Annotated in this window: 24 protein-coding genes and 1 pseudogene; 14 read left to right on the top strand and 11 right to left on the bottom strand. The window is 69.6% G+C overall.

Annotated features, from left to right (window positions below; genetic code table 11):
* Window positions 1-214: 214 nt before the first annotated feature.
* From ACFYZ4_RS10295 to ACFYZ4_RS10320, 6 genes are all read left to right on the top strand, one after another.
* Window positions 215-625 (top strand): VOC family protein, encoded by a 411-nt coding sequence (locus ACFYZ4_RS10295; protein WP_351304751.1) that lies wholly within the window; start codon window positions 215-217, stop codon window positions 623-625.
* Between the two features lie 269 nt (window positions 626-894).
* The gene (locus tag ACFYZ4_RS10300; RefSeq protein ID WP_390783566.1) at window positions 895-1,443 is read left to right on the top strand and encodes a helix-turn-helix transcriptional regulator; all 549 of its coding nucleotides are present in this window, start codon (window positions 895-897) and stop codon (window positions 1,441-1,443) included.
* Window positions 1,443-2,108, top strand: a complete 666-nt coding sequence (locus ACFYZ4_RS10305; protein ID WP_390783816.1) for a glyoxalase — start codon at window positions 1,443-1,445, stop codon at window positions 2,106-2,108. Before ACFYZ4_RS10300 ends, ACFYZ4_RS10305 begins: the two co-directional genes overlap by 1 nt.
* Before the next feature lie 107 nt (window positions 2,109-2,215).
* Window positions 2,216-2,629: a VOC family protein gene (locus ACFYZ4_RS10310; RefSeq protein ID WP_390783567.1), complete on the top strand. Its 414-nt coding sequence runs from the start codon at window positions 2,216-2,218 to the stop codon at window positions 2,627-2,629.
* A gap of 126 nt (window positions 2,630-2,755) precedes the next feature.
* Window positions 2,756-3,190 carry a YdeI/OmpD-associated family protein gene (locus ACFYZ4_RS10315; RefSeq protein WP_390783568.1) on the top strand — a complete coding sequence of 145 codons (435 nt, stop codon included), beginning with the start codon at window positions 2,756-2,758 and terminating at the stop codon, window positions 3,188-3,190.
* 82 nt (window positions 3,191-3,272) lie between these two features.
* Window positions 3,273-3,734 carry a DoxX family protein gene (locus ACFYZ4_RS10320; protein WP_390783569.1) on the top strand — a complete coding sequence of 154 codons (462 nt, stop codon included), beginning with the start codon at window positions 3,273-3,275 and terminating at the stop codon, window positions 3,732-3,734.
* Window positions 3,735-3,925: 191 nt separating this feature from the next.
* On the opposite strand, the gene ACFYZ4_RS10325 is transcribed toward ACFYZ4_RS10320, so the two are convergent.
* The 3 genes from ACFYZ4_RS10325 to ACFYZ4_RS10335 all read right to left on the bottom strand — a co-directional run bounded on the left by ACFYZ4_RS10325 (window position 3,926) and on the right by ACFYZ4_RS10335 (window position 5,855).
* Window positions 3,926-4,879: a hypothetical protein gene (locus tag ACFYZ4_RS10325; RefSeq protein WP_390783570.1), complete on the bottom strand. Its 954-nt coding sequence runs from the start codon at window positions 4,877-4,879 to the stop codon at window positions 3,926-3,928.
* 64 nt (window positions 4,880-4,943) lie between these two features.
* Window positions 4,944-5,438: a hypothetical protein gene (locus tag ACFYZ4_RS10330; RefSeq protein WP_390783571.1), complete on the bottom strand. Its 495-nt coding sequence runs from the start codon at window positions 5,436-5,438 to the stop codon at window positions 4,944-4,946.
* Between the two features lie 66 nt (window positions 5,439-5,504).
* Window positions 5,505-5,855: a hypothetical protein gene (locus ACFYZ4_RS10335; RefSeq protein WP_390783572.1), complete on the bottom strand. Its 351-nt coding sequence runs from the start codon at window positions 5,853-5,855 to the stop codon at window positions 5,505-5,507.
* Window positions 5,856-6,368: 513 nt separating this feature from the next.
* Here ACFYZ4_RS10335 and ACFYZ4_RS10340 point away from each other — a divergent pair.
* Window positions 6,369-6,662: pseudogene (locus ACFYZ4_RS10340) on the top strand (hypothetical protein); the annotation flags it as partial.
* Window positions 6,663-6,869: 207 nt separating this feature from the next.
* On the opposite strand, the gene ACFYZ4_RS10345 reads toward ACFYZ4_RS10340, so the two are convergent.
* The 6 genes from ACFYZ4_RS10345 to ACFYZ4_RS10370 all read right to left on the bottom strand — a co-directional run bounded on the left by ACFYZ4_RS10345 (window position 6,870) and on the right by ACFYZ4_RS10370 (window position 10,611).
* Window positions 6,870-7,151: a hypothetical protein gene (locus ACFYZ4_RS10345; protein WP_390783573.1), complete on the bottom strand. Its 282-nt coding sequence runs from the start codon at window positions 7,149-7,151 to the stop codon at window positions 6,870-6,872.
* Window positions 7,152-7,261: 110 nt separating this feature from the next.
* Window positions 7,262-8,095: a transposase family protein gene (locus ACFYZ4_RS10350; protein ID WP_390783574.1), complete on the bottom strand. Its 834-nt coding sequence runs from the start codon at window positions 8,093-8,095 to the stop codon at window positions 7,262-7,264.
* A 62-nt stretch (window positions 8,096-8,157) separates the two neighbouring features.
* Complete coding sequence (locus tag ACFYZ4_RS10355) at window positions 8,158-8,613, bottom strand: hypothetical protein (RefSeq protein ID WP_390783575.1); 456 nt, start codon at window positions 8,611-8,613, stop codon at window positions 8,158-8,160.
* An 86-nt stretch (window positions 8,614-8,699) separates the two neighbouring features.
* Complete coding sequence (locus ACFYZ4_RS10360) at window positions 8,700-9,239, bottom strand: hypothetical protein (RefSeq protein WP_390783576.1); 540 nt, start codon at window positions 9,237-9,239, stop codon at window positions 8,700-8,702.
* A 211-nt stretch (window positions 9,240-9,450) separates the two neighbouring features.
* Entirely contained in the window at window positions 9,451-9,816 is a 366-nt protein-coding gene (locus ACFYZ4_RS10365; protein ID WP_390783577.1) for a hypothetical protein, read from the bottom strand.
* Window positions 9,817-10,140: 324 nt separating this feature from the next.
* Window positions 10,141-10,611 (bottom strand): VOC family protein, encoded by a 471-nt coding sequence (locus ACFYZ4_RS10370; RefSeq protein ID WP_390783578.1) that lies wholly within the window; start codon window positions 10,609-10,611, stop codon window positions 10,141-10,143.
* A gap of 265 nt (window positions 10,612-10,876) precedes the next feature.
* Between ACFYZ4_RS10370 and ACFYZ4_RS10375 the strand changes: the two genes are divergently transcribed.
* The 3 genes from ACFYZ4_RS10375 (at window position 10,877) to ACFYZ4_RS10385 (ending at window position 13,932) form a co-directional block, all read left to right on the top strand.
* The gene (locus tag ACFYZ4_RS10375) at window positions 10,877-12,028 is read left to right on the top strand and encodes a cupin domain-containing protein (RefSeq protein ID WP_390783579.1); all 1,152 of its coding nucleotides are present in this window, start codon (window positions 10,877-10,879) and stop codon (window positions 12,026-12,028) included.
* A 162-nt stretch (window positions 12,029-12,190) separates the two neighbouring features.
* Window positions 12,191-13,054, top strand: coding sequence for a hypothetical protein (locus ACFYZ4_RS10380; protein ID WP_390783580.1), 864 nt, complete (start codon window positions 12,191-12,193; stop codon window positions 13,052-13,054).
* The gene (locus ACFYZ4_RS10385) at window positions 13,051-13,932 is read left to right on the top strand and encodes an amidohydrolase family protein (RefSeq protein ID WP_390783581.1); all 882 of its coding nucleotides are present in this window, start codon (window positions 13,051-13,053) and stop codon (window positions 13,930-13,932) included. Before ACFYZ4_RS10380 ends, ACFYZ4_RS10385 begins: the two co-directional genes overlap by 4 nt.
* A gap of 454 nt (window positions 13,933-14,386) precedes the next feature.
* Here ACFYZ4_RS10385 and ACFYZ4_RS10390 read toward each other — a convergent pair whose 3' ends face one another.
* On the bottom strand, window positions 14,387-14,860 hold the full coding sequence (locus ACFYZ4_RS10390; RefSeq protein WP_390783582.1) for a hypothetical protein: 474 nt from the start codon (window positions 14,858-14,860) through the stop codon (window positions 14,387-14,389).
* Between the two features lie 772 nt (window positions 14,861-15,632).
* Complete coding sequence (locus ACFYZ4_RS10395) at window positions 15,633-16,364, bottom strand: hypothetical protein (RefSeq protein ID WP_390783583.1); 732 nt, start codon at window positions 16,362-16,364, stop codon at window positions 15,633-15,635.
* Window positions 16,365-16,694: 330 nt separating this feature from the next.
* Here ACFYZ4_RS10395 and ACFYZ4_RS10400 point away from each other — a divergent pair, with 330 nt between their 5' ends.
* The 4 genes from ACFYZ4_RS10400 to ACFYZ4_RS10415 all read left to right on the top strand — a co-directional run bounded on the left by ACFYZ4_RS10400 (window position 16,695) and on the right by ACFYZ4_RS10415 (window position 21,708).
* Entirely contained in the window at window positions 16,695-17,216 is a 522-nt protein-coding gene (locus ACFYZ4_RS10400) for a putative immunity protein (RefSeq protein WP_390783584.1), read from the top strand.
* A 756-nt stretch (window positions 17,217-17,972) separates the two neighbouring features.
* Entirely contained in the window at window positions 17,973-19,241 is a 1,269-nt protein-coding gene (locus ACFYZ4_RS10405) for a phenylacetate--CoA ligase family protein (RefSeq protein ID WP_390783585.1), read from the top strand.
* Window positions 19,238-20,566, top strand: a complete 1,329-nt coding sequence (locus ACFYZ4_RS10410) for an MFS transporter (protein ID WP_390783586.1) — start codon at window positions 19,238-19,240, stop codon at window positions 20,564-20,566. The genes ACFYZ4_RS10405 and ACFYZ4_RS10410 overlap by 4 nt, the downstream gene beginning before the upstream one ends.
* A complete protein-coding gene (locus ACFYZ4_RS10415) occupies window positions 20,563-21,708 on the top strand; it encodes a GNAT family N-acetyltransferase (protein WP_390783587.1) in 1,146 nt (381 codons plus the stop codon). The genes ACFYZ4_RS10410 and ACFYZ4_RS10415 overlap by 4 nt, the downstream gene beginning before the upstream one ends.
* Window positions 21,709-21,758 lie beyond the last annotated feature (50 nt).

Genomic DNA, 21,758 nt, shown 5'->3' on the forward strand with positions numbered 1-21,758 from the left:
CGCGTACCAGGCCCCGCTCCGGCGGTTGGTGCGTGGGCCCCACATGACCGGTGTTAAGCCTCCGTTGCCCCAGGAGGTCGGCTGACTGAGCGTCCAGGCACCGTCGCGGGATACGAGTGCGCTCCGGGTGACACGCCCTTGAACGTCCACGCGCATCCGGATCGATCAGGAATCGAGAAGCGCGGTTCACGGAGCCGCCTCTAGCCTGCTCAGCATGGACATCACCATTCACACGACTTCGCTTCCGCACGACGACCCGGACGCGTCGCTCGCCTTCTACCGCGACGTCCTCGGCTTCGAGGTCCGCAGCGATGTCGGGCAGGGCAGGATGCGCTGGATCACGGTAGGCCCGGCCGGCCAGCCGGGCACGTCGATCCTTCTGGCGCCGCCTGCCGCCGATCCCGGCATCACCGAGGAGGAGCGCCGCACGGTCACCGAAATGATGGCCAAGGGCACCTACGGCTGGATCCTGCTGGCCACCCCGGACCTCAACGCCACGTTCGAGAAGGTGCAGGCCGGTGATACCGAGGTCGTCCAGGAGCCGACCGAGCAGCCGTACGGCGTCCGCGACTGCGCGTTCCGCGACCCCGCGGGCAACCTGATCCGCATTCAGGAGCTGCGCTGAGCTGAGCGGGTGTCGATGCGGCTGTGCGAGCGGCCGACATCGCGACCACCCCTAAGGAACGCGGCGGCGCCCGGGCCGCGTCCGGGTCCTCGTTGAACCGGTCATGAGCCCGGGCTCCGTCCCGCTGCTGTCCGGCAGTTGCTCGACCGGCGGCTGGTCGAGTCCGGCGGGCCGGTCTACACCGCCGGGCGTCCGGGGTGCCTGCCGAGGCAGGCACCCCGGACGCCCGAAGACGTCGATGGAAATGGAAGACGAAGGGGAGGGTTCTCATGTGCAAGCCTGAATGGCGGCGTGCGCGCGTGCAGGCGCAGCGCCTGGTTGATCTCGCGCGGCTGCGCCGCGTCCGCGACCGGATCGACAGGGAATACGCGCAGCCACTGAATGTGGAGGCGCTCGCCCGTGATGTGAACATGTCCGCCGGGCACCTGAGTCGGCAGTTCCGAGCCGCCTACGGTGAGTCGCCGTACGCGTACCTGATGACGCGTCGCATCGAGCGGGCGACGGCGCTGCTCCGGCGGGGCGACCTCAGCGTCACCGAGGTCTGCTTCGCGGTCGGCTGCGCGTCGCTGGGGACGTTCACCACCCGCTTCACCGAGCTGGTCGGCATTCCACCCGGGGCCTTCCGGCGCCAGGCGGCGGATGCGGCGGATGCGGCGGATGCGGCGGATGCGGCGGCCGACCATGCCGATGTAGCGGGTACGGCCCGCGATGCGCGGTCGGCGATCAAGGTGGAGGGGATGCCGGCGTGCGTGGCGAAGCAAGTCTCAAGACCGGTCAGGAATCGAGAAGCCCCGGCGGCCGCACAGCCCCTAGCGTGATGGTCATGGCAACCACCGCTTCCACCGCAGCCAACACGTCCCTCGCGTCCGTCACCCTTGAGGTGGCCGACCCCGAGGCCGCTCGCCGCTTCTACAGCGCCTTCGGCGTGGACGCGTACATACGCCTGCGGGCGTCCGAGGCGCACTCCAGCGGATTCCGCGGCTTCACCCTGGCGCTCACGGTGTCCGGGCCGGCCACCGTCGACGGCTTCGTCGGCGCCGCCGTGGACGCCGGCGCCACGGTGCTGAAGCCCGCCGCGAAGTCGCTGTGGGGCTACGGCGGCGTCGTCCAGGCCCCGGATGGGACGATCTGGAAGATCGCGACCTCGGCGAAGAAGGACACCGGCCCCGCCACCCGCGAGATCGACGAGGTCGTGCTGCTGATCGGCGTCGAGGACTTGAAGGCCACCAGGCAGTTCTACGTCGGCCGGGGGCTGACCGTGGCCAAGAGCTTCGGCGGCAAGTACGCCGAGTTCGCCCCCGGTCAGTCCAGCCCCGTCAAGCTGGCGCTGTACAAGCGCCGCGCCCTGGCCAAGGACCTCGGCCTCCCCGCCGACGGCACCGGCTCGCACCGCATCGTCCTCGGCGGCACCGCCGACACCTTCACCGACCCGGACGGGTTCGCCTGGGAGGCTGCCGCGTCGCCCGCCCCCACGCCGTCCTGAACTCCCGTCCCTGCTCTACCGATTGACCGGCGAACACGGGCCGATGTGACAGCCGGGCCCTCGGCCGGATATCCGCCACGTATACATCCAAAATGCAAGGAGTAGACATGAAAGCGCACGTCAGCTCGATCCTCCTCGGCGTCCGGGACATGGACCGGGCCAAGCAGTTCTACACCGAGGGGCTCGGCTGGAAGATCCGGAACGACTACGGCATCTCGGTGTTCTTCGACTCGGACGGCGCCTCGCCTGTCGGCTTCTACGGTCGCGAGGGTCTGGCCGACCAGGTGGGTACGGACCCGGAAGGCAGCGGCTTCAGCGGGCTGGTTCTGACCTACGTCGTCCGCAGTGAGGCACGGGTCGAGGAGATCATGGCGGAGGCCCGGAAAGCCGGTGCCACGATCCTCAAGCCCGCCGGCGCCCTGCCGTGGGGCGGGTACGGCGGCACTTTCGCCGACCCGGACGGCTATGTCTGGAGTCTCGGCTACAGCGCCCCGGGAACCGACCAGCCCTACGCCGAGTAGCCGCGATCTCTTGCCTCATAGCCGTCCAGGACACGGCGATGCTCCCGGTGTGGGAAGTGGGAGCGGCCATCGGAGCCGGGCGGGCCTGATCCGCGGGTGAGCCGGCAGAACAACAGGAGAAAGATCATGAAGTTTTGGGCCCACGTCGAGCCACCCGAGCCCATGCGAGGCCTGCAAGTTCCGCCCGAGGTGGTAGCAGCGCTCGGCGGGGGCGCGCGGCCGCCGGTGACGATCACGGTCAACGGGCATTCCTGGAAGAGCCGGGTCGCCCTCATGCGAGGCCGCCACCTGCTCGGCCTCAGCAACGCCAACCGGCAGGCCGCGGGTGTCGCGATCGGCGAGGAGGTCGAGGTCCGGCTGGAGCTCGACACCGAGCCGCGCGTCGTGGTCGAGCCCCCCGACTTCGCCCGAGCTCTGGACGGCGACCCGGTCGCCCGCACCGCGTACGACAACCTTGCCTACGGCCGCAAGCACCAGCATGTCCGCGCCATCGAGAGCGCGAAGAGGCCCGAGACGCGCCGACAGCGCATCGAGAAGGCCATCGCCGCCCTCCGGGGCTGACCCCCGAAAGCAAAGACTCCGGCGGCACTGCAATTGCCGTGCGGAGGCCTGACCCTGCCCATTTCCTCTTGAAGGGACACGCATGTCGAAGCGACTCACGACCGGTCTGTACTGGTTCCTGGCCTTTGAGTTCGCGCTGGGGGCCGTGACCAAGTACTGGCCGGGCGACACGATATTCAGCTCGGCGTACTCCGCGAAGTTCGTCGATTGGGGTTACCCGTCCTGGATGCGCTTCGTGGTCGGTGCCCTGGAAGGCGCAGCCGCCGTCCTGCTGGTGATCCCCGATAAGCGAACACGCTTCCTGGGTGCCACGACGCTGATGTTCGTGCTCACCGGCGCGGTCACCACCCACATCGTCAACCACGATCCGGCGATGGAGAGTTGGGCCGCGCCGACCCACCTTCTCATCATGGGCATCCTCGCGCTGGCCAATTGGCCTGCCGACTGGCGAGACCTCCTGCGGGCTCCTACCGCGCCGACTGCCCGAACCCCACGTCCATCCAACGAAACGACAAGGGTGCAGCGCCTTAGGGGGAATCCCTGACCTGGGTGAGCAGGGAGGCGAGGGAGGCTGCGGTGATGCCGGTGCGCGGCGAGGGGCTTCTCCGCGAGCGCCGGCCTTGCGGCGCTTCCAGCCGATTGGGAGGAGTCGGAGCATCCGGTCAGTCGGGGTGTTGGTGCGGCCAGCGTCGCCGTGGACGGACGGCGACGCGGCAGCAGTACCAGTCGGCTGGGTCAGTCGACGCTGCCGTACGACTTGATCTCCTTGACATAGAAGGTCGGCGCGGTCATGGAGCCGCCCAGAGTGGTCTGGTAGGTCGTGTCGATCCCGACCTGGACCTTGGCCTCGAAGAGATCACCCTTGACCACACCGTTCAGCTTCCCGGTGGACAACAGCTCGGTGAGGATGCTGTTCGTGTCGCAGTCCGAAAGGAACCCGTACTTGGGCTGCTTCTTCTCCCCGCACGTGTTCGCACGGACCGAGGTGGTGCCGGTCGCGGAGTCGGCCTGGACGATCTCACCGTAGATGGTGAAGCAGCCCATGAGGTGCGCGGTGGTGTTGCGCACCATCTGTTTGAACTCCCGGTCGGAGACCTTCTCGTACTCGCCGGTCTCGGTGCAGGACGGCTTCGGCTTCGGCTGATTGTGAGTGAGCGGGCAGGTGGCACCCTTCTCGATGACCGACAGGTCGACCTTCGTCGTCGCGTCGATCGGCGCGGCGCCGCCGCTGACGACCTCGCATACGGTCATTCCGGCAGGGGCTGCGGGCCTGGGCTGGTCGGAGAACGGCGACACCCAGGAGATGTTGTCCTTGGCGACGCCGGCCTTCGTCAGCTCGGTGACGGCGTCCTCCCAGGAGGCGCGCTTCACGCCGACGATGCTGCTGACCCGAGGCAGGGGCGTGGGAGTCGGCGACGCGGACATCGTGGCCGCGCTGGCCGACGGGCTCGGGCTGGAGCTCGCGCCGGTCGCGGCGTTGTCGGTCTTGTTGCCGCCGGCGAGGAGGTAACCGGCCGTGGCGGCGGTGATGCCGACGACGACAGTGGTGGCGATGACCGGGATGAGCCAGGCTGGGCGCGTACGGGGCTCAGGCTGCGGGGCGGGCATGTGTGGGGGCTGCGGTGGTATCGGCGGTGTGGCCACGGTGCCGGTCTCGTCTGCTTCGGGGCTGTCGGGCTGGTCGGACATGAGGTGGGTCTCCTTTGGCTTACCCCCGCGTGTGCGGGGCGGGTAGAGCGGGCGGGGTGGCGGGCTACTTGCCGCTGATGGGCTTGCGGGTGGCGGATACGTAGGTGCAGTGCGGGTCGGGCAGGCGGGGGTCGGTCATGAACCGGTCCGAAGTGGCCGAGCCCTTGCCCGCGGCGACGGTGAAGACGAAGTGGCTCGCTTCGGCCATCCCCGGGACGGCGCCAGTGCATTTGACGTTGACGACGTACAGCTGTTCCCGGTTGGTGGGGTTGTCGAATGCGGCGGTGCACCCGGTCCACTTCCACAGGCCGAGCGTCGGGTCCATCTCCCCGGCGGTCGCACAGGACAGTTCGCTGACCTCGCCAGTCGCCTCCGCCGAGCCGGTGTCGGCGTTCTCGATGCCCGCCATGACCAAGACGACCCCGGCGCCCCCCACGAGGGCGGCGACGGCGGCCTTCTGCCACGTCGGCATGCGGTGCGGAGTACGGGGCTGGAAGGGCGTTTGAGGCGACTGCGGTCCCTGGTTGGGCGGGTACGGCGGCGAAGTGGGCACGGACACGGTGGTTCCTTGCAGTGCGGGACATTGCCGGGCGGCAGGTGTGCCGGCCAGCGGATGACGGGCCGGTCAGGCAGGGCAGGGAACCGGGCCGGGGGCGAGGTAGCCGGCGGAACCGCGGTGCACGGTGTGGTGGTCGGCGTCGGCGGGGGTGCCGGGGAGGTAGTAGCCGGAGCTGATGGTCCGTAGGCGGTCGCCGGTCTTGCCGGTGGCACAGCCGACGCGGACATACCAGGACTTGCCGGAGGTTGCGGTGATCTTGTCGGTGATGGCGCGGTCGAAGGCTTCGCGGGCAGCCGTGCCGTCGGTGATCTCTATGTCCATCTGCCGCCGCGGCTCGTCCCAGTTGGTGACGACGTAGAGCGGTGCGGGCGGCGGGGGTGACGTGGTCGGCGCGGCGGGGGTGGCGGTTGTCGGCACGGGCGCGGGTGCCGACGTGGCCGGAGGTGCGACGGTCGGCGTCGGCGAGGGGGGCTGCGTCGGCGGGTTGCTCGTGGCTGGCACCGGGGGTGGCGTGGTGACCGGGGTAACGGCAGGCTTCGAGGCTTCCCCCTTCGGGGCGGTGCCGAAGACGAGGGCGAGGACGACGCAGAGAACCCCAAAGGCGGTGAGGCCGCCGCAGCCGATACCGGCGCCGATGGCGATTTTGCTGCCGGTACTGCGAGGGGCGGGGGTAGGCGGCGACGTGTACGGGTCGGGGGCGGTCATGTGGTGCTGTCCTCCATGATTCAACAGTTTGTTGATTGTGCTGGGTCGCCGGGCCCCTCGGTACCGGCCGCCCACAATGCGGGCACCTCCGGGACGCGGGAGTGCCGGTGGGGCAGGCTCCGGAGTGGGTGATGACGCTGGGGCAGGATCCGCCGTCGCCATGACCGGCCCGTACGCCACCATCAAGGCCAGGAACACAATCAAGGACTCCACCCGCGTCCTCGGCTGATCGCGTACCAGGAGTAGGTGCAGAAGGTCGCGCAGATCATCGCCGGGTACTCGCTCGGCGAGGCCGACATCCTGCGCCGCGTGATGAGCACGAAGAAGCCCGAAGAGCTGGCGAGGAACCTCGTCATCTTCCCGGAGGGCGCGAAGAAGAACGGCTACAACGACCAGGCGATCAAGGCCCTGTGGGACGTCCTGGTCCCCTTCGCCGGCTACGCCTTCGAAAAGGCCCGCTCGGCCGCGTACGGCCTGGTCTCCTACTGGACCGCCTACCTCAAGGCGAACTTACGGGCTGGCCGCGTGCAGCAACGTGTTGAGCCGGGAGGCCACGAGGGTGGAGTCGGCGCGGGCCGCGTCATCGAGCGACCCGCTGGGCGGCCACGGCCCCGGCTTCACCCTCGCCCTCGTCGAAGAGTGCGGCGGCGAACCCGATGCGGTCCATGGTGCGCACCCTGTCGAAGCCGGGCCTGCGCAGTGCGAGGGCATCCTCGAAGTGGATGCTCAGGGCCGGCAGCCACGGCCGAGTCCGACGAGGTCACGCGCGGAGACCGCACGAGCACCGGCGTGCTCAGCAGCGTCGAAGTAGCCCACCCGCGCGGGGACATCGTCGCCGAGACCGGCCCCTACGGCGATATCGCGGCAGACCTGCCTGACGAGGACCACGGACTCCACCCGGCGGGCATCGGCCAGGTTCCGCAACAGCAGCTGCGCCCGTGCCTGCGCGTCCGGGGCTTTGCGGACCTTGCCCACACCCCCAGATCGAGACAGGCCTCGTTCGGTCATCGCGCACTGAGCCTCCGCCAACTTGAAGTCGCAGGTCAAAGGGCTGGTGTGATCGATCCTCGGGGTACTCGTGCTGGTCGTGGGCGGGAGCCCACGAAGAAGGTCATCCGTCAGCGGTTGACTTCGAGGTTCGTCAGGACGAGCAGGGCGCGCAGGAGTCGGGTCGCTCGGGCGGGATCAGTACGGAGCTTGGTGAGGATGCGCCAGTTCTTGAGGTGGGCGAAGCCGTGCTCGACTGGTGCGCGTCCGACGGCGAGGACTCGGTTGGCTTCCTTCTGGCCCGGGGTGAGCTTGCGGGTGCGGCTGGCGGTGTAGCCGGTGACGATCACCGGGTCGGTGATGTCGTTGTCCAGGCCGCGGAAGCCGAGGTCGGCCAGCGCCCCGAGGCCGGCGGCGCGCAGGTGGGCCAGGATGTGGTCGTGGCGGGCGGCGGTGTTGTCGTGGGTGCGGCCGGGCCGGGCGGCGGATATCCAGATCAGGCGCCCGTTCTCATCGGTCAGGGCGAGGAAGTGCAGGCCATGGCTGCGGTGCTTGCCGGAGTAGTTCCGGCGGTCGGCCTTGCCGGTGCGGCGCCTGGTGCGGATGAGGGTGCCGTCGATCAGGACCACCTCCCCGCCTTGCTTGGCGAGCTTCTTCAGGGCGGGGTCCAGGCGCGGGGCACGGGCGGCGAGCAGTCCGATCAGCTCGTCGCGCCAGCGGCGGACGGTGGACTCCGACACGCCGTTGCCGCCGGCCATGTCGGCCAGGCGCTGGTCGTGGCGCAGTACGGCCAGGACGATTACCGCGATCTTCCCCGGCGGCAGGATCCGCCACCTGGACCGAATCGCCTTCAGATGGCGCCTGAGCAGATCGGCGAGGTGGTTGACGGTGCGCGTGGACAGCGGCAGACGGCACTGGTAGACAAGTGAGCAGGTGTCCTCGGCGCGCTCTTTGGTATTCGTCACACAATTCCAACGGGCGCCGGGGGCACCCCGGTTACGCCCGTTCTGAGCGGCGGTGCTCCTGGTCACAGACGGGTGGTGAACCGGCCGTCGGGCAGTTTGCGCAGCCAGCCGCGATCGACGAGTCTGACCAGCTTGCTGCGCAGCGGTTCCAGCTTGGCCTTCACGCTGACGTCAACCCCCACCGCCTTGCCGACTTCACGGGCCATGACCGGCCCGGCGGCCTGCCGCACGGCAGCGATGATGCGCTGATAGTCCCACGGCAGCGCTTCCTCCTCCACGCCCAGCTCGCGGTGTGGGATCAGCATCACGGCCCGTCCGCCCACCTGCCCCGGCATCGGCCGAGCTGAGGAACGTTCCTCGGCGAGCTGCCCGGTCATCCGTTCAAGGACGCGTTCGGCGACGGCAAGTTCGTCCCGCTCGGCCCGCACTTCCGCCAGCTTTATGGCCAGCTGTTCTTCGAGTTCGTCCAGTTCTGCGCGCCGTGCGGTGATCCGTTCCAGCAGCTCGGGATCCAGCATGTACAGATCATAGAAGGCCGTTGATGGGGCTTTCCGGAAATGGGTGTGCTCGAGCCTTCGTGACGACTACGGCTGCAGTCCGATGGTCACGTCCAGCCTGCTGCCCTGAGCACAGATACCGCGACGTCGTTGACGGAGTCTGTGCCGACATCGACCGTGAAGTCGTCGACTGCGGACCGGCTGAGGATTCCGTCCAGTTCACCCGACCGGTTCAGGTGCCATTGCAGTGCTTCGGGCTCGCTGTCGTGGCGCTGGGCCAGTCGCTGGTGGATGATCGACAGCTCAGCCTGGAGCCGACAGACCGCGAGTTCAACACCCACGGCATCGGCCAGCAGCTTCCTCTGGTCTTGGTCCTCAACTACACCGGCGAGGACGAGGCGCTTCGCTCCGGCGTCGAGATAGTGACCGGTGACGCTCTGCAGATTCCGCAGCAGCATGCCGAAGTTGAAACGGTCACCGGGAAGCGCAGGCCACGACTTGCGCAGCCAGTCGAGATCCACGACGGCATGAGGGACCCCGGCGTCGGCGAGCAGGTCGCCCACGGCCTCAGCAACGGTTGTCTTGCCCACGCCGACCGTGCCATTGAGGAGGAGGGCGTGAGCGTCCCAAGGGCTGTCTGCGTGCATCTGGGCATCGTACGTCGAACAGCTCGGGCTTCAGAGTCACGCCTGTCACTGGTCGGGAAGCGCACGTACGCCACCGATTCAAGCACCGGAAATCCGAAACCCAACCGCTGACGGACGATCTACTGCGCGGACAGCCACCCACGACCAGCACATGTACCCCGAGGATCGATCACACCAGCCCTTTGACCTGTGACTTCAAGTTGGCGGAGGCTCACTCATCCAGCGCGAACCACTCCACCTCCCGCGCGAACGCCTCCGTGCCGATCCACACCCGCCGGTGGGTACCCTCGCTGTCCATACGGATCCGGTGCACGTACCAGCGCCGGACCAGCCTCTTGTCGTCCACCGGCACCGACACCGACACCCAAAGCACCGGCTCGACACCGTCCTCATCCCACGCCGGCTCGACTTCCCGATCCAGATGCACACACAGCTCACGGCTCCGGAACCGGATATCGACGACGGAACCGATCCCGGCACCATGCGGCCGGGCAAAATCGAACTCGGCCTGCTCCCCGCGGCCGCGCAACCAGGCCGCCGCAGCGGACTTCACGTACAGGTGGTCGGCGCTGGCCACTCCCCGCGCACGCCGGCCGCACACGTGGCTCACTGCCTCCGCGCCTGGGTGATGGGCAATCGCCGATCGCGGCCGTGCCGGCCCGGTGGCTGATGGTTGCGGCCCGGTAGGTGCCCATGCGCGCCCCGCTGGACGTGCTGCCCTCCAGCCGCGCGTTGAGACCGGTGTCCCACCCCGCCTGTCGCACCGAGCGGGACGGCGGGCCCATTCGCCTCAACCTCACTTCCGGGTGCTCGTGGCGCACATAAACGCCAAGCTCAGCCCCGGCCATGATCTGGTCCGGCCGGGCCCGACGGGCCGATGTGCGCCTGCACCTGAAACGAACTACTTCTCGGCGTCGCCGCGCTCGACACGGCGCAGTTCTGCCTCCAGATCCAGCGGGCCGAACGGCTGGCGTCCCTCCGCCCAGGTTTCTCGAGGGGTGAGCCACATGACCTCGAACTCCAGACCATCGGGATCCTTTGCGTACAAGGACTTGGTGGCGCCGTGGTCCGTTCCTCCCAGGAAAGCATCCACCGCTGTCAGACGCTCTCGGATATCCACCAGCGAGGAAAGCGACTCGCACTGCCAGGCGGTGTGATACATGCCCGGACTTCCCGGTGTCACCTCGCCTGTGAACTCGGCACGAAAGAGTCCGAGATCATGGTGATTGGGGCTGGCGGGAGAACGCAGAAATGCTTTTTCGTCACCGTGCTGCTCGATTACCGACAGGCCGAGCACGAAACTATAGAAATCAGCAGACCGATTCACGTCACGTACCCAGAGGACCACATGGTTGACTCGTTCGACGCTCACAGGCACCTCCGCGCCCCGTTGGTTCATCTTTTCATCAGTCGCGATTCTTCATGCTATGCGCGCGTGTTCGTGGGCGGTGGAGCACGATACGGACGATCCGCATTCATCCGTTCCAGGACCGATCGTACGAGGCGGCACGAACGCCGGAGCAGTGAGGCTGGTGCGCATCCATGACGGGAGGATTTCGATGCCGCACTACAGGAATGTGGGGTGCTATCCGCCGAAACGGCACATCTACTGGGAGGGGCCGGATGGATCGCCCCTGGTGGAGGAATTGCTGGGCGACGACGGATTCGACGGTGAGTCGTCGTTGCTGTACCACCTGCACAACCCGGCAGGTGTCGAAGGGCGTGCTCCGTGGGAACCGCCGTCCACGGAATCCGACTCCTCGGGGCTGCACGCAGCCATGCACTTCCCTCGCCGGCCGGCGCCCGACCTCGGTACGACGGCCGACGCGGTGCGTCACCGCGTCATGCTGGTGGGCGGTGAAACGCTGCGTGTCTGGCGCGCCGTGGCCACCAGCGCTTCGCCTCTGTACCGCAATGCCGGCGCCGACGAGTGCGCCTACGTCGAAGCGGGAAAGGCCCTGGTCCACACCGCGATGGGCAGCGTGGAGGTCGGCCCGGGAGACTTCGTCGTCATCCCGGCCGGGGTGGTGCACGCATGGCACCCCTCCACGGAAGGAGGGTCCGCAGCCGTCCCGCCGGCAGACCCGGGCCGGCGCACACCGCCGGCTGCCCGCGACACGGCGCCGCCGCTGCGCCTGACCCTGTTCGAGTCAGCGGGCCGGATCAGTGCCCCGGCCCGGTACCTGTCCCCGCACGGGCTGCTCCTGGAAGGCAGCCCCTACTGCGAACGCGACCTGCGGTATCCCGACGCGCCACAGACCGTCGACGCACGCAGCACGACCGTCCTGACGCGGCACGGTCACCACGGAACGGCCATCACCTACCGGCACCATCCGTTCGACGTCGTCGGCTGGACCGGGACGCTGTATCCGTACGTGCTCAACATCGCGGACTGCGAGCCGGTGAGCGCCCGGCTGCACGCGCCGCCGCCGGTCCATCAGGTCTTCGCCATGCGCGGCGCCGATCTGATGTTCTTCACCCCGCGCCTGCTGGAGTACCACCCTCAGGCCGTCAAAGTGCCCTACCAGCACGTCAATCTCGGGGGCGACGAACTTCTGCTGTTCGCCGACGGCGACTTCAGCTCCCGTACGGAGAGCGGCGTGCGCCAGGGGTCGGTGACCGTGTTCCCGCCGGGCATCCCCCACGGCCCGCCGCCCGGACTGGCCGAAGCGACACGCGCCCACCAGGAGACCTCCGAGTGGACGCTGCTGCTCGACGGACACGAGCGCCTCGAACCCGGACGCGAGGCACTGCCCATGCTGGACCCGGACTATCCGCTGACGTGGTAGCCCCTGACGCACAGGATCCCTGCCGTGACCACAAATCCCCTTCCCCTCCTCCACGCGCGCGACCTCCCCACCACAGGTGAGGAACTGCGGTCGGCAACGTCCACGGTCAACGCACTGGTAGCAGGGCTCAGAGCCTCACCATCGGCAACCGACTCCGTACGGTTGCGTCAGGCACTGGCGCCGGACCACTACGAGACCGCCGGGCCTCAGGAGGCTCCCTCCCTCGAGGACGCCTTCAGCGAACACGACGCCTTCTTCGGTGTGGCCCGGGCTCACGGCCCCGCCGACCTCTTCCTCCGTGCCCTTCTCGTCGCCGAGATCGACACCGCCCTCGACCTCGCGCGCACCGCCTCCTCGCTCAGCCCGGCCGAGCGCTCCACGCTGGTGAGCGGCGGCTCGGCCCTGCTGTGCCATCGGCGTGCGCGCCATGGAAGCGGAAACCTCGTACGCCCACCGGAGGACCGCACAGCGCCCCCGGCCGACGAGCACACCGCACAGCTGCGCTGGAAGTCCGGACACCGCCTCTTCTTCGCGCACCTCCAGGCCATCACCGTGACCTGCGGATGCGCCGTCCACGCACGCACCGCCGCCGAACAAGCCGCATATCTCGAGTACACCGTGCTGTTCTGCACGAGCGCCGCACTCGCCATGCGGCACGCCGCGGACTTCGCCCCCGAACTCTACGTCCGCTCGATCCGCCCCACCATGACCCCACCGCATGTGGGCTCGGGATTCAGCGGCCTGCAGACCCGTGACCACTACTACCTGGTCCAGTCCCTCGACAGCCTCGGCACACGGCTGCTGCCGGACGTCGTCGGGGGAACGACCTACCGGAAGTTCGAGGAGGCACTGGAGCGGCTCTACGCAGCACATGTCCATGTGTGCCGTCGCTTCGGCGGAGACACGAACGCGAGCCTGCGTATGGAAGCGAGCAAGGAGGACAGTGGCACGACAGGAGCAGAACGTGCCCGGCAGTACGCCGGGCTGCGCGTCCGCAAGCTGGGCGGACGACGGTCTGCGGCATGACCGTCACGGACTGGCACGCCCACCTGTGGCCGCGCGCCTACGTCGACTTCCTCGAGGGACACGGCCAGGACTGCCGCCACCAGCGGGGCGTCCCGCCGGGTGACGACAGCGCCGCGATGCTGCGCCGGCGCCTGCAGCAGATGGACGACAGCGGCATCGACTGCCAAGTCCTCAATGCCGCGGCCCTGTACCCCGCGCTCGCCCCACCCGGGAGGAACGCCCAAGCGGCGCGGCTGGCCAACGAAGCGATGGCCGAAGCAGTCCGCACGGCCCCCGGCCGCTTCGCCTTTCTGGGCATCCTGCCCCTCCCCCTGGTGGCAGCGTCGCTGCGCGAGCTCGACCACCTCATGAACCGGCTCGGAGCCCTGGGCATCGTCCTCCCCCCGGCTCTCGACGGCACATCAACCCTGGGATCGCACTACGACCCCCTGTACGCGGCACTGGACCACGCCCGGGCAGCACTGCTCTACCACCCGGCCGGAACCCGTGCCGGACCCTCGCTGTGTGACCCCGACACAGTGACATGGTCCGTGGGAGCGATCGCGGAACAGACCACCGTCGTTCTCGACTGGCTGGCAGCGGACATGTCGCACCGATTCCCCCACATCCGACCGATCGTCAGCAGAGCCGGCGGCGCCTGCTTCCTGCTCGGCCCCGACACGGTGCAGGGTGTCGCCACGTCCACCCTGTGCTTCGACAGCCACACACAGGGAAACGCAGCGGCACTCGGACTGGCCGGACGGCATGTGGGCCGGCACCGCATTCTGCTCGGGACGGACTACCCGTTCGTCCGTGATGCACGCCTTGCCGAAGCCGTCCGTCAGTTCCAGGCGGTGACCGGAGGTGTACCTCAGACCGCGCGCCCCTCACGGCGGTAGCCGCCCGGGGCCTGCCTGTACTTCGCAGGCTGTGCCGGGAGTGGGCGGTGTAGAGGACCTGCTGCTTGGGCCAAACAGCCCGTAGATGCAACAACCCCGAAGCCGAGTCGCCGGGCTGTCCGTCCCCGCGCTCCGCCGCCAGATCGCCGGCCACCTCCGCCACGAAGGCTTCACCCTGGTCATCGCCCCGAACTGGTCCTCCCTGCTCGCCCTGCCCACCAACGACCGAGGCCGTCAGCTCTACACCGGCCTCGGCTCAGCGCGGCGCGGAGCGCGGGAACGTGCAGAACCGCCGAGCCCTGTTCGCGGTGGAAAAGGTAGGGCTGGCCGAGCGGCCACGCTGCGTCGACCTCGCACACCGTGGCCTCGGCGGTGATCAGCGAATCGCGAGTTTCGCAGTCCGCAGGCGTGTAAGGACCCTGTGCCGAGTCCTTACGCGCCCACCCCGCAGAACTCAGAATGGAGCTGGGCGGCCGCACACGATCGGGGGCAGGGCTCGTTTCGAGGGCGAGTCTTCGCGCAGGAACAGGATCACCCGGAAGGGTGCGTCGTCTCCGGGGGCCAGTCTCTCGAAGGCCGCGCAGCCCTGGGCGCCGGTGTAGATTCCGCCGCCGCCGGTGATCACTTCGTGGAACTCGTCCGGTGACCTCGGCAGGCCCTGGAGGGTGATCTGACCCTGTGGGGTGCTGAAGGTGGTGTTGCACTGTCTGACCGGGGTGGTGGGGAGCGGCGGCAGGACGGTGCAGGTGAAGCCGAAGAGGCCGAACTCCTTGCCCGAGTTGGTTCTCGCTGCGGTGCCGGAAGCACCGAACACCGACCCTGGGGACCCTTCCGGGTCCCCGAAGGTTCCGTTGACGCTGGTGGTGAGGTCGATGACCTTCACCATGTCGTCTTGCGAGCCGGAACCGCTGACCGGGTCTGCTGCCACGGCAGGCGAGAGCCCCGTCATGGAAGCCGCACACAGGGCCAGCCCGCACACAGCCAGCTTCATCCTCACCCGCGACGTACGCATCTGTCCTCCGTTGATATCGGATCTCCAGCTATACAGTCCGGGCATCCGGAATCAGCGCAGAAGGGTCGCTGGGAGCGGACGTGGCCAGGCCGGTTCCCCTCCAACGGGCCATTGCCGCATCTTGCATGAAGGACTGTGTCGAGAGCGGACAGCTTGAAGGTGCCCGACGGAAGGCCTTCAGATTCTCCTCGCGCCAGATACGGGCGACACAGTGGAAGGAGACCCTGATCCCCTCGGTGCGCTTCAGGTAAGCGGCCAGCGTGCGGGCCGACCAGTCACCACCGCGGGCCGGAACGTGACGGAGCCCGGGAGCATGTCCAGCTCCCGGGCTCCAGCTTGCCACCCATTTGCGCACACCGGCGGCGTTTAAGAACCGCAGGTCATGTTGAGATCGACGTGTTCTGCCTTTGAACTACAGCGCCATGAGAGAGGCGCCGAGGGGACTTGAACCCCTATCCGTCGATGTTCGCCCACGTTCGGTCGATCCGGTGTTCGGCGGCGAATACTGAGACTGGAGCGAGAATCTGAGATTTACGGGGCCGCCTCTGCCGGGCTTGGGCCACCCCCGCACGTGGTGCGGGGAGAGGGATTCGAACCCCCAACTGACACCCCTTCATCAGCTTCAACATCAGTTTCAGCTTGCGCTCATCGCGCACCCTCCGCTCGCGACGGAGGGCGTATGTGGAGGCTACCGGAAGAGGTAGCCGAATACCGCGTCGCCGACCCGCTGGTCGGAGACCTCGGTGTTGTTCGCCTCCTCGCGGGCGAACTTGACGGACTGCTGGAGCTTCTCGACGCGGTCGAGGAGCTCGTTGACCCGCCGGGCGGGCAGCGCGCCGGAGAACTTCACCGTGGTCCAGTAACCGACCGGGACGTCCTCGTAGTACACCTCGACCTGCGCCGGGTGCTTCTCCGTGGCCTCGGCCTTCACATGGTTGCGCGGAACCTTCTTCGTGCGGATGGTCCGCACCGGATCCGTCTTCCACGAGTCCGTCGAGGGGTCCAGGTTCCACGACTCGGAGGCGTCGAGCACCGGCAGCTTGCGCACGAAGGTGTGCAGGTCGGTGAGTTGCTTCTCCAGGAACAGCAGGTACGGGACGGGCACCTGGGGCAACAGCACCGTACCGTCGACCACCACGTCCGCGACCGCGGACCGGTTCGCCCAGTCCTTCGTGGCGGTCACGTCGAAGAGCCGCGTCAGCGTCCCGGCGGTCGCACGCAGCGCGTCCTCGGCCTTGATCTGCACCCGCGTGGACTCGGGCGGCAACTGCTCGCCCTCCTCGTCCTTGGGCTGGTAGGTCCGGGAGATGCCGGCCAGCAAGGCGGGCTTCTGCACGTCCTGGTGAGCCTGGGTGAGCTCCTGGAGGGCCTTGGACTTGACGCCCTTTTCGACTGCGATGATCTGATTCAGCTTCGGCACACGGCGAACCTAACAACCCCGCGCCGCAAGCACATCCGATTTTGTGCCTGCCCCGTCCCTTCCGGCCGAGAGGGCGGGGCGGCGAGTGTCAGCCCGGACCGAGGCGCGAAGGTCACCAGCCGGGGGGAGGCCGCCCGGCCGGCGGCCCGTGCGGTGCATCGCAAGGCGAAGGGCCACGGCTCCTACCGGACGTACCTCGGTGGTCAGACAATGCAGCGAGGCGCCGTGCCGGCCGTCGCGGGGGCTGATTGCCAAGATCTCTACGGCCGGATTCGGTTGGAGCCGGCGGTGAGGCGCGACGTGGAGCGGCGGGAGCGGCAGGATGTGCGGGTGAACCAGGTGACCATCAGCGAAGAAGACCGCCGACTGCTCGGGCTCTGGGCCGCCGACTGCGCCGAGCGGGTGCTGCCGCTGTTCGAGGCAAGGGCTCCCGATGACGCCCGTCCCCGCGAGGCCATCGAGGTCCTGCGGGTCTACACGCACACAGGGAAGCGGACGGCACGCTTGCGCGCCGTTTCCTGGGCCGGCCACAAGGCCGCGGGCGAGGTCGACGATCCGGCCGCGGCGGCCGCCGCTCGCGCTGCCTGCTACGCGGCAGCGGCCCCGTACATCCACGCGTTGGCCACGCCTCACCAGGCGAAGCACATTCACGGGCCGGCCATTTACGCCGCGCTCGCCCGCGAGATCTCGGCGGGCCATGACCTGGCCGTCGGTGACGAGGAGCTCCGGTGGGCGATCGGGCACGCGTCGCCTGAGGTGCGCGGACTGCTGCGGCTGATGCCGGCCTGTGAGCCCGGCCGCAGCCGACTGGCCGTGCTGCGCCACCACTTGGACTCGGCGCTGCGTCAGTGATCGGCCAGACACGCGCGCCCGCCCGCCCGCCCCGGTGAGCAGTGGCTCGCGGACCATGACGATCAGCCGCGCGGGCGGCTTGTGTCGGCTGGGGGAAGAGCCATGCGCGTTGGGGTGCATCTCGCACATCCGCGGCCGGGAAGCTTCCATCACGCGCTGTTCGACGCGGTGGTGGAGGAGCTGCGCCGGCGCGGGTGTGCCAGGTGGTGGCGCACGATCTGTGCGCCGAGGAATTCAGGCCGGCCGTCCTGACCGGCTGGGTTCAGCGTGTACCCGCGCCCGGCGTCGCCTACGAGTCCGGTGCTCCTGCCGATCGCGAGGAGGCCGAGTTCGGCGACCCGGACCCGCTGAAGAGCATCTGGTCAACGAACGCGCCGCGTGGCTCGCCGAGGGACGCCGAGGCACGCCGACAGGCCCCACCGCACTGCTGGCCTGAAGCAGGACAGAGGGGGCGCCGCGCGTGTTCGCGGGTGCGACGACGTGCGTCGACCTGGGCCTCCGTCTCCTGACGGACAGGAGGCAGAGGCGGAGATATTGGCGGATGCGGCCACGCTGGCCGGAAATCCTCGGCCAATTTGGTGACTGGCGCACTGATGTTTCATCATTGTGACAGCACGTCAGCTCTTGGCGTGCGTCGAGGAGCCGGGGGCACCGGGGGGTCCCCCGTTCACACCGGCCGAAGTCGCAGGCGCGTTCTCGTTGTCGCCGTGCGCCGCCGGGGCTCCCGTCCCATTTCCGTCACCAAGGCAAAGGCCCATGTCCGCCCAGCAACTCTCGGACCTCATACGTTTCGCCCGTCACAACTCGCCCTTCTACCGGGACCTTTACGCGTCCTTGCCGCCGCACGCCGACCGTCTCACCGACCTGCCGGTGGTCGATCAGCAGGAGTTCTGGGCGGCCAACACCCTGCACGACAGCCGCGTGTTGACCGGCCCGCTCAGCGAGGCCACGGTCTACAAGACCGGCGGCACCACCGGTTCCCCCAAGTTCTCCGTCTACACCCGTGACGAGTGGCGCACCTTCGTCACCTCCTTCGGCCAGGGACTGGTGGACACGGGTCTGCGCCCGGGACACCGCGTCGCCGACCTCTTCTACGCCGGGGAGCTGTACGCCAGCTTCCTCTTCGTCCTCGACTCCCTCGCCCACGCGCCCGTGGACAACGTCCGCCTGCCCATCGGCGGCGGCGCTCCGCTGGAGACGACGATCCCCACGCTGCGCGACCTGGCCGCCCAGGTGCTGACCGGCACGCCCACCACCCTGTGCCGCCTCGCCGAGCAGGTCGTCTCGTCCGGTGCCCGGCTCGACTCCGTCGAGCTGCTGCTCTTCGGCGGCGAGGCGCTCTTCGACGACCAGCGGCGCCTGCTGGCCACCGCGTTCCCCCGCGCCGAGGCCCGTTCCGTCGGCTACGCGAGCGTCGACGCCGGCCTCCTCGGCCGCCCCGTACCCGGTGCCGATGCCCGGGTGCACCGGGCCTTCACCCCTTACTCGGTCGTCGAGATCCTCGACGACTCCACCGATGAGCCCATCACCGAACCGGGGCGGCCCGGCCGCGTCGTCGTGACCAGCCTCTTCCGCCGCCTGATGCCGATCATCCGGTACCCCGCCGGTGACCGGGCCGAGTGGACCGGCACCGGGCCCGGGCACTTCCGGATCCTCGGCCGCGCCGAGGAGGGCGTACGGGTCGGCCCCGTCTCCCTCTACACCCAGGACGCCCAGGACGCCGTGACCGCGGCCGACACCGCGGGGCGGGTGGTCGGCACGCAGCTCGTCGTCCGCCGCTGGGACGGCCGCGACGGGCTCGTCCTGCGCCTGGCGGCAGCCCCCGGTGATCCCGAGCACGGCCGGGAGGAGCTGGCCGGGGCCGTCGTCGCGGAGCTGGAGACCGTACGCCCGCTGTATCCGGACAGTGTGCGCGCCGGGTTCGTGCACCCGCTCTCCGTGGAGTGGGCGCGCCACCGCGACCTCGCCGTCAACCCGCGCTCGGGCAAGCTCGTCCGGGTCCTCGACGAGAGGCCGACCGCATGACCGCCACACCCGAGACCTCCGCACCCGTCACCGCCGCACCCGTGACCGAGGAGGCCGCGCCCGAGGCCGCGGCCGCCGGCCGGCGCACGCCGCTGATCCTGCGCAACCGTGCCTTCGGCGCCGTCTGGCTCGGCCAGGTCCTCACCCAGGCCGCCGTCCGCATGTTCCAGGTCGGCATGTCCTGGTGGATCGTCGCCTACGCCGTGCAGGACGCCCGCGGCCTGGCCTCCGGGCTGTTCATGGCGGCCTGCACGCTGCCCGCCGTGGCGCTGGCGCCCGTCGTGGCCGCGGCGGTCGCCCGGTTCGCCCACCGCTCGGTCCTGCGGACCACCGCAGCCCTGGCCGGGGCCACCGCGGGCGTCCTCGCGCTGTGGGCGTACGGCGGCGGGCTGCCGCTCACCGCCGTGTACGCCGCCGCGCTCGCCCTGGCCACCTGCCAGGCCTTCTTCGACCCCTGCCTGACCACCTCGGTGCCCGAACTCGTCGACGACGCCGACATCGAGACGGCCACCGGCTTCGAGCTGTCCACCCAGTCCCTGGCCGGCCTCGGCGGAGCCTTTCTCGGCGCCCTGGCCGTCGACCGGGCCGGCGTGGCCGGGCTGGCCATGGGCTGCGCGGTCGCCTACGCCGGGGCGGCCGTCCTCGTCGCGAGCGCCCGTTTCCGCAGCCCGGCGTCGTCCGCGGCCGCCTCGGACGAACCGCCGGCGCGGCGCCCGCTGCGCCGCATCCTCGGCGAACTGCCCTACGTACGGCGGATCCTGGTCTGCTTCACCGCGGCGAACCTCTTCACCGCCGCCGTGTTCGTCGTCATCCCCCTCTACACCCGCTCGGTCCTGCACGGCGGTGGCGGCACGGTCGCTCTGCTGGAGGCCTCGCTGGGCGCGGGCGCCCTCGTCGGCGCCTTCACCGGCACCCGCGTGCCCGGGCGGCCCACGGTCGCCGGCGCCTGGTGCCTGGGTCTGATGGCCCTTGCACTGGCGCTGCCCGGCCTGTTCGCCCACCGCCCGGTCATCGCGGGCTGCCTGGCCGTGGCCGGCTGGTGCGCCGGGGCGGTCAGCGTCCGCTTCGTGGCCCTCTTCCAGCGGCTGGTGCCGCCGGCGGACAAGCCCGGCTTCTTCGCCGTGATGCAGGCCGTACTCGGCGCCTCCCTGCCGGTGGCGTCCTTGGTGTTCGGCTTCGCGGGCGACCTGCTCTCCCCGCAGACCCTGTGCCTGGTACAGGGTGTCGGCCTGCTGCCCGCGGCCTGCGCACTGGCCCTGCTGGGGTCCCGTACGCCCGAACCCGAGCCCTCGGAGGCGCCGGAAGTCCTCGGAGGCACCCGGTGAACCCCGTGATCACCCCGGCCGCCTGCGCGGACATCGCCGAACTGCGCCAGCTCTACTACGCCGTCTACGGGCCGCACTACCCCGTGGCCCTCGGCACCGACCCGGCCGAGATGGCCCGGCTCATCGAAGACCCGTACTCCCTCTGGCTCGTCGGCCGCTGCGCCGACACCGGGGCCCTGACCGCGTCCGCCGCCATCCACGGTGAGCCGGGCAGCCGCATCGGCCGCCTGGAGGGCATCGCCGTCCACCCCGAGCACCGCTCGGCGGGCCTGGCCGCCGCCCTGACCGAGGCGCTGTGCGCCGGCATGCTGGACACGGGACGGCTGGACTCGGTGTACGCGACCGTACGCACCGTCAGTTCCGGTCCGCAGCGCGTCGTCGCGCGCAACGGCTTCCGCCCGCTGGGCATCCTGCCCAACGCGGTGGATCTCCGCAGCCGCGAAAGCCTCGCACTCTACGCGCGTCACTCCGCAGGCGTGCTGGACCGCCGGAACCCGGTCACCGAAGTGCCCGCCCCGCTGCTGCCGTTGCTGCGCACCGCCGAGGCCGCCCTCGGCATCCGCTACCCCGGGGTCCGCGCGGGCTCCGGCCCGCTCCCGGCGCCCGCGCCGCACGGGGCCGCCGAACGGCTGGAGATGATCGAGGCACCGGCCTTCGTACGCCGGCGTTTCCGCGAGCGGTTCCCCTGCGCCGAGGGCTGGTTCTACCCGCTGCACACCCCGAACGTGCTGCTCACCCCGGAAGACGGCCGGTTCGAGGTGTACGCCTACCTCAACCGCGCCGGCGGGTACGCCTCCCTGCTGACCGCCCACCCCGACCCGGCCGCGGCGGCCGCGTACCTCGAACCCGTCACCCGGGCCCTGGCCCGGGCGGGCGCGGGCTACGTCGAGGCCCTGGTGCCGCTCGCACACCAGGAGGCCCTTTCGGCCTTCCTCGCCCAGGGGTTCGTCGCCGGGGCCCTCTATCCGGCGATGCGCGCGGACGGCGACGGCTTCCACGACTACGCCGTCCTGTCCCGCTCCAGCGAGCGGATCGACTTCCGCGGCGTCGCCGTCGAACCGCCCCTCCAGCCCTATCTGGACTGCTACACGTCGGCCTGGGCGTCGACCCATCTGCCCACATCACCCGAGGTCGCCTCATGAAGCCCGTGAATCCTGTAAATCCCGTGCACCCCGTGAATCCCATGGACGCC

This window comes from Streptomyces sp. NPDC001513 (genome assembly GCF_042894695.1).
In the GTDB taxonomy this organism is placed as follows: Bacteria; Actinomycetota; Actinomycetes; order Streptomycetales; family Streptomycetaceae; genus Streptomyces.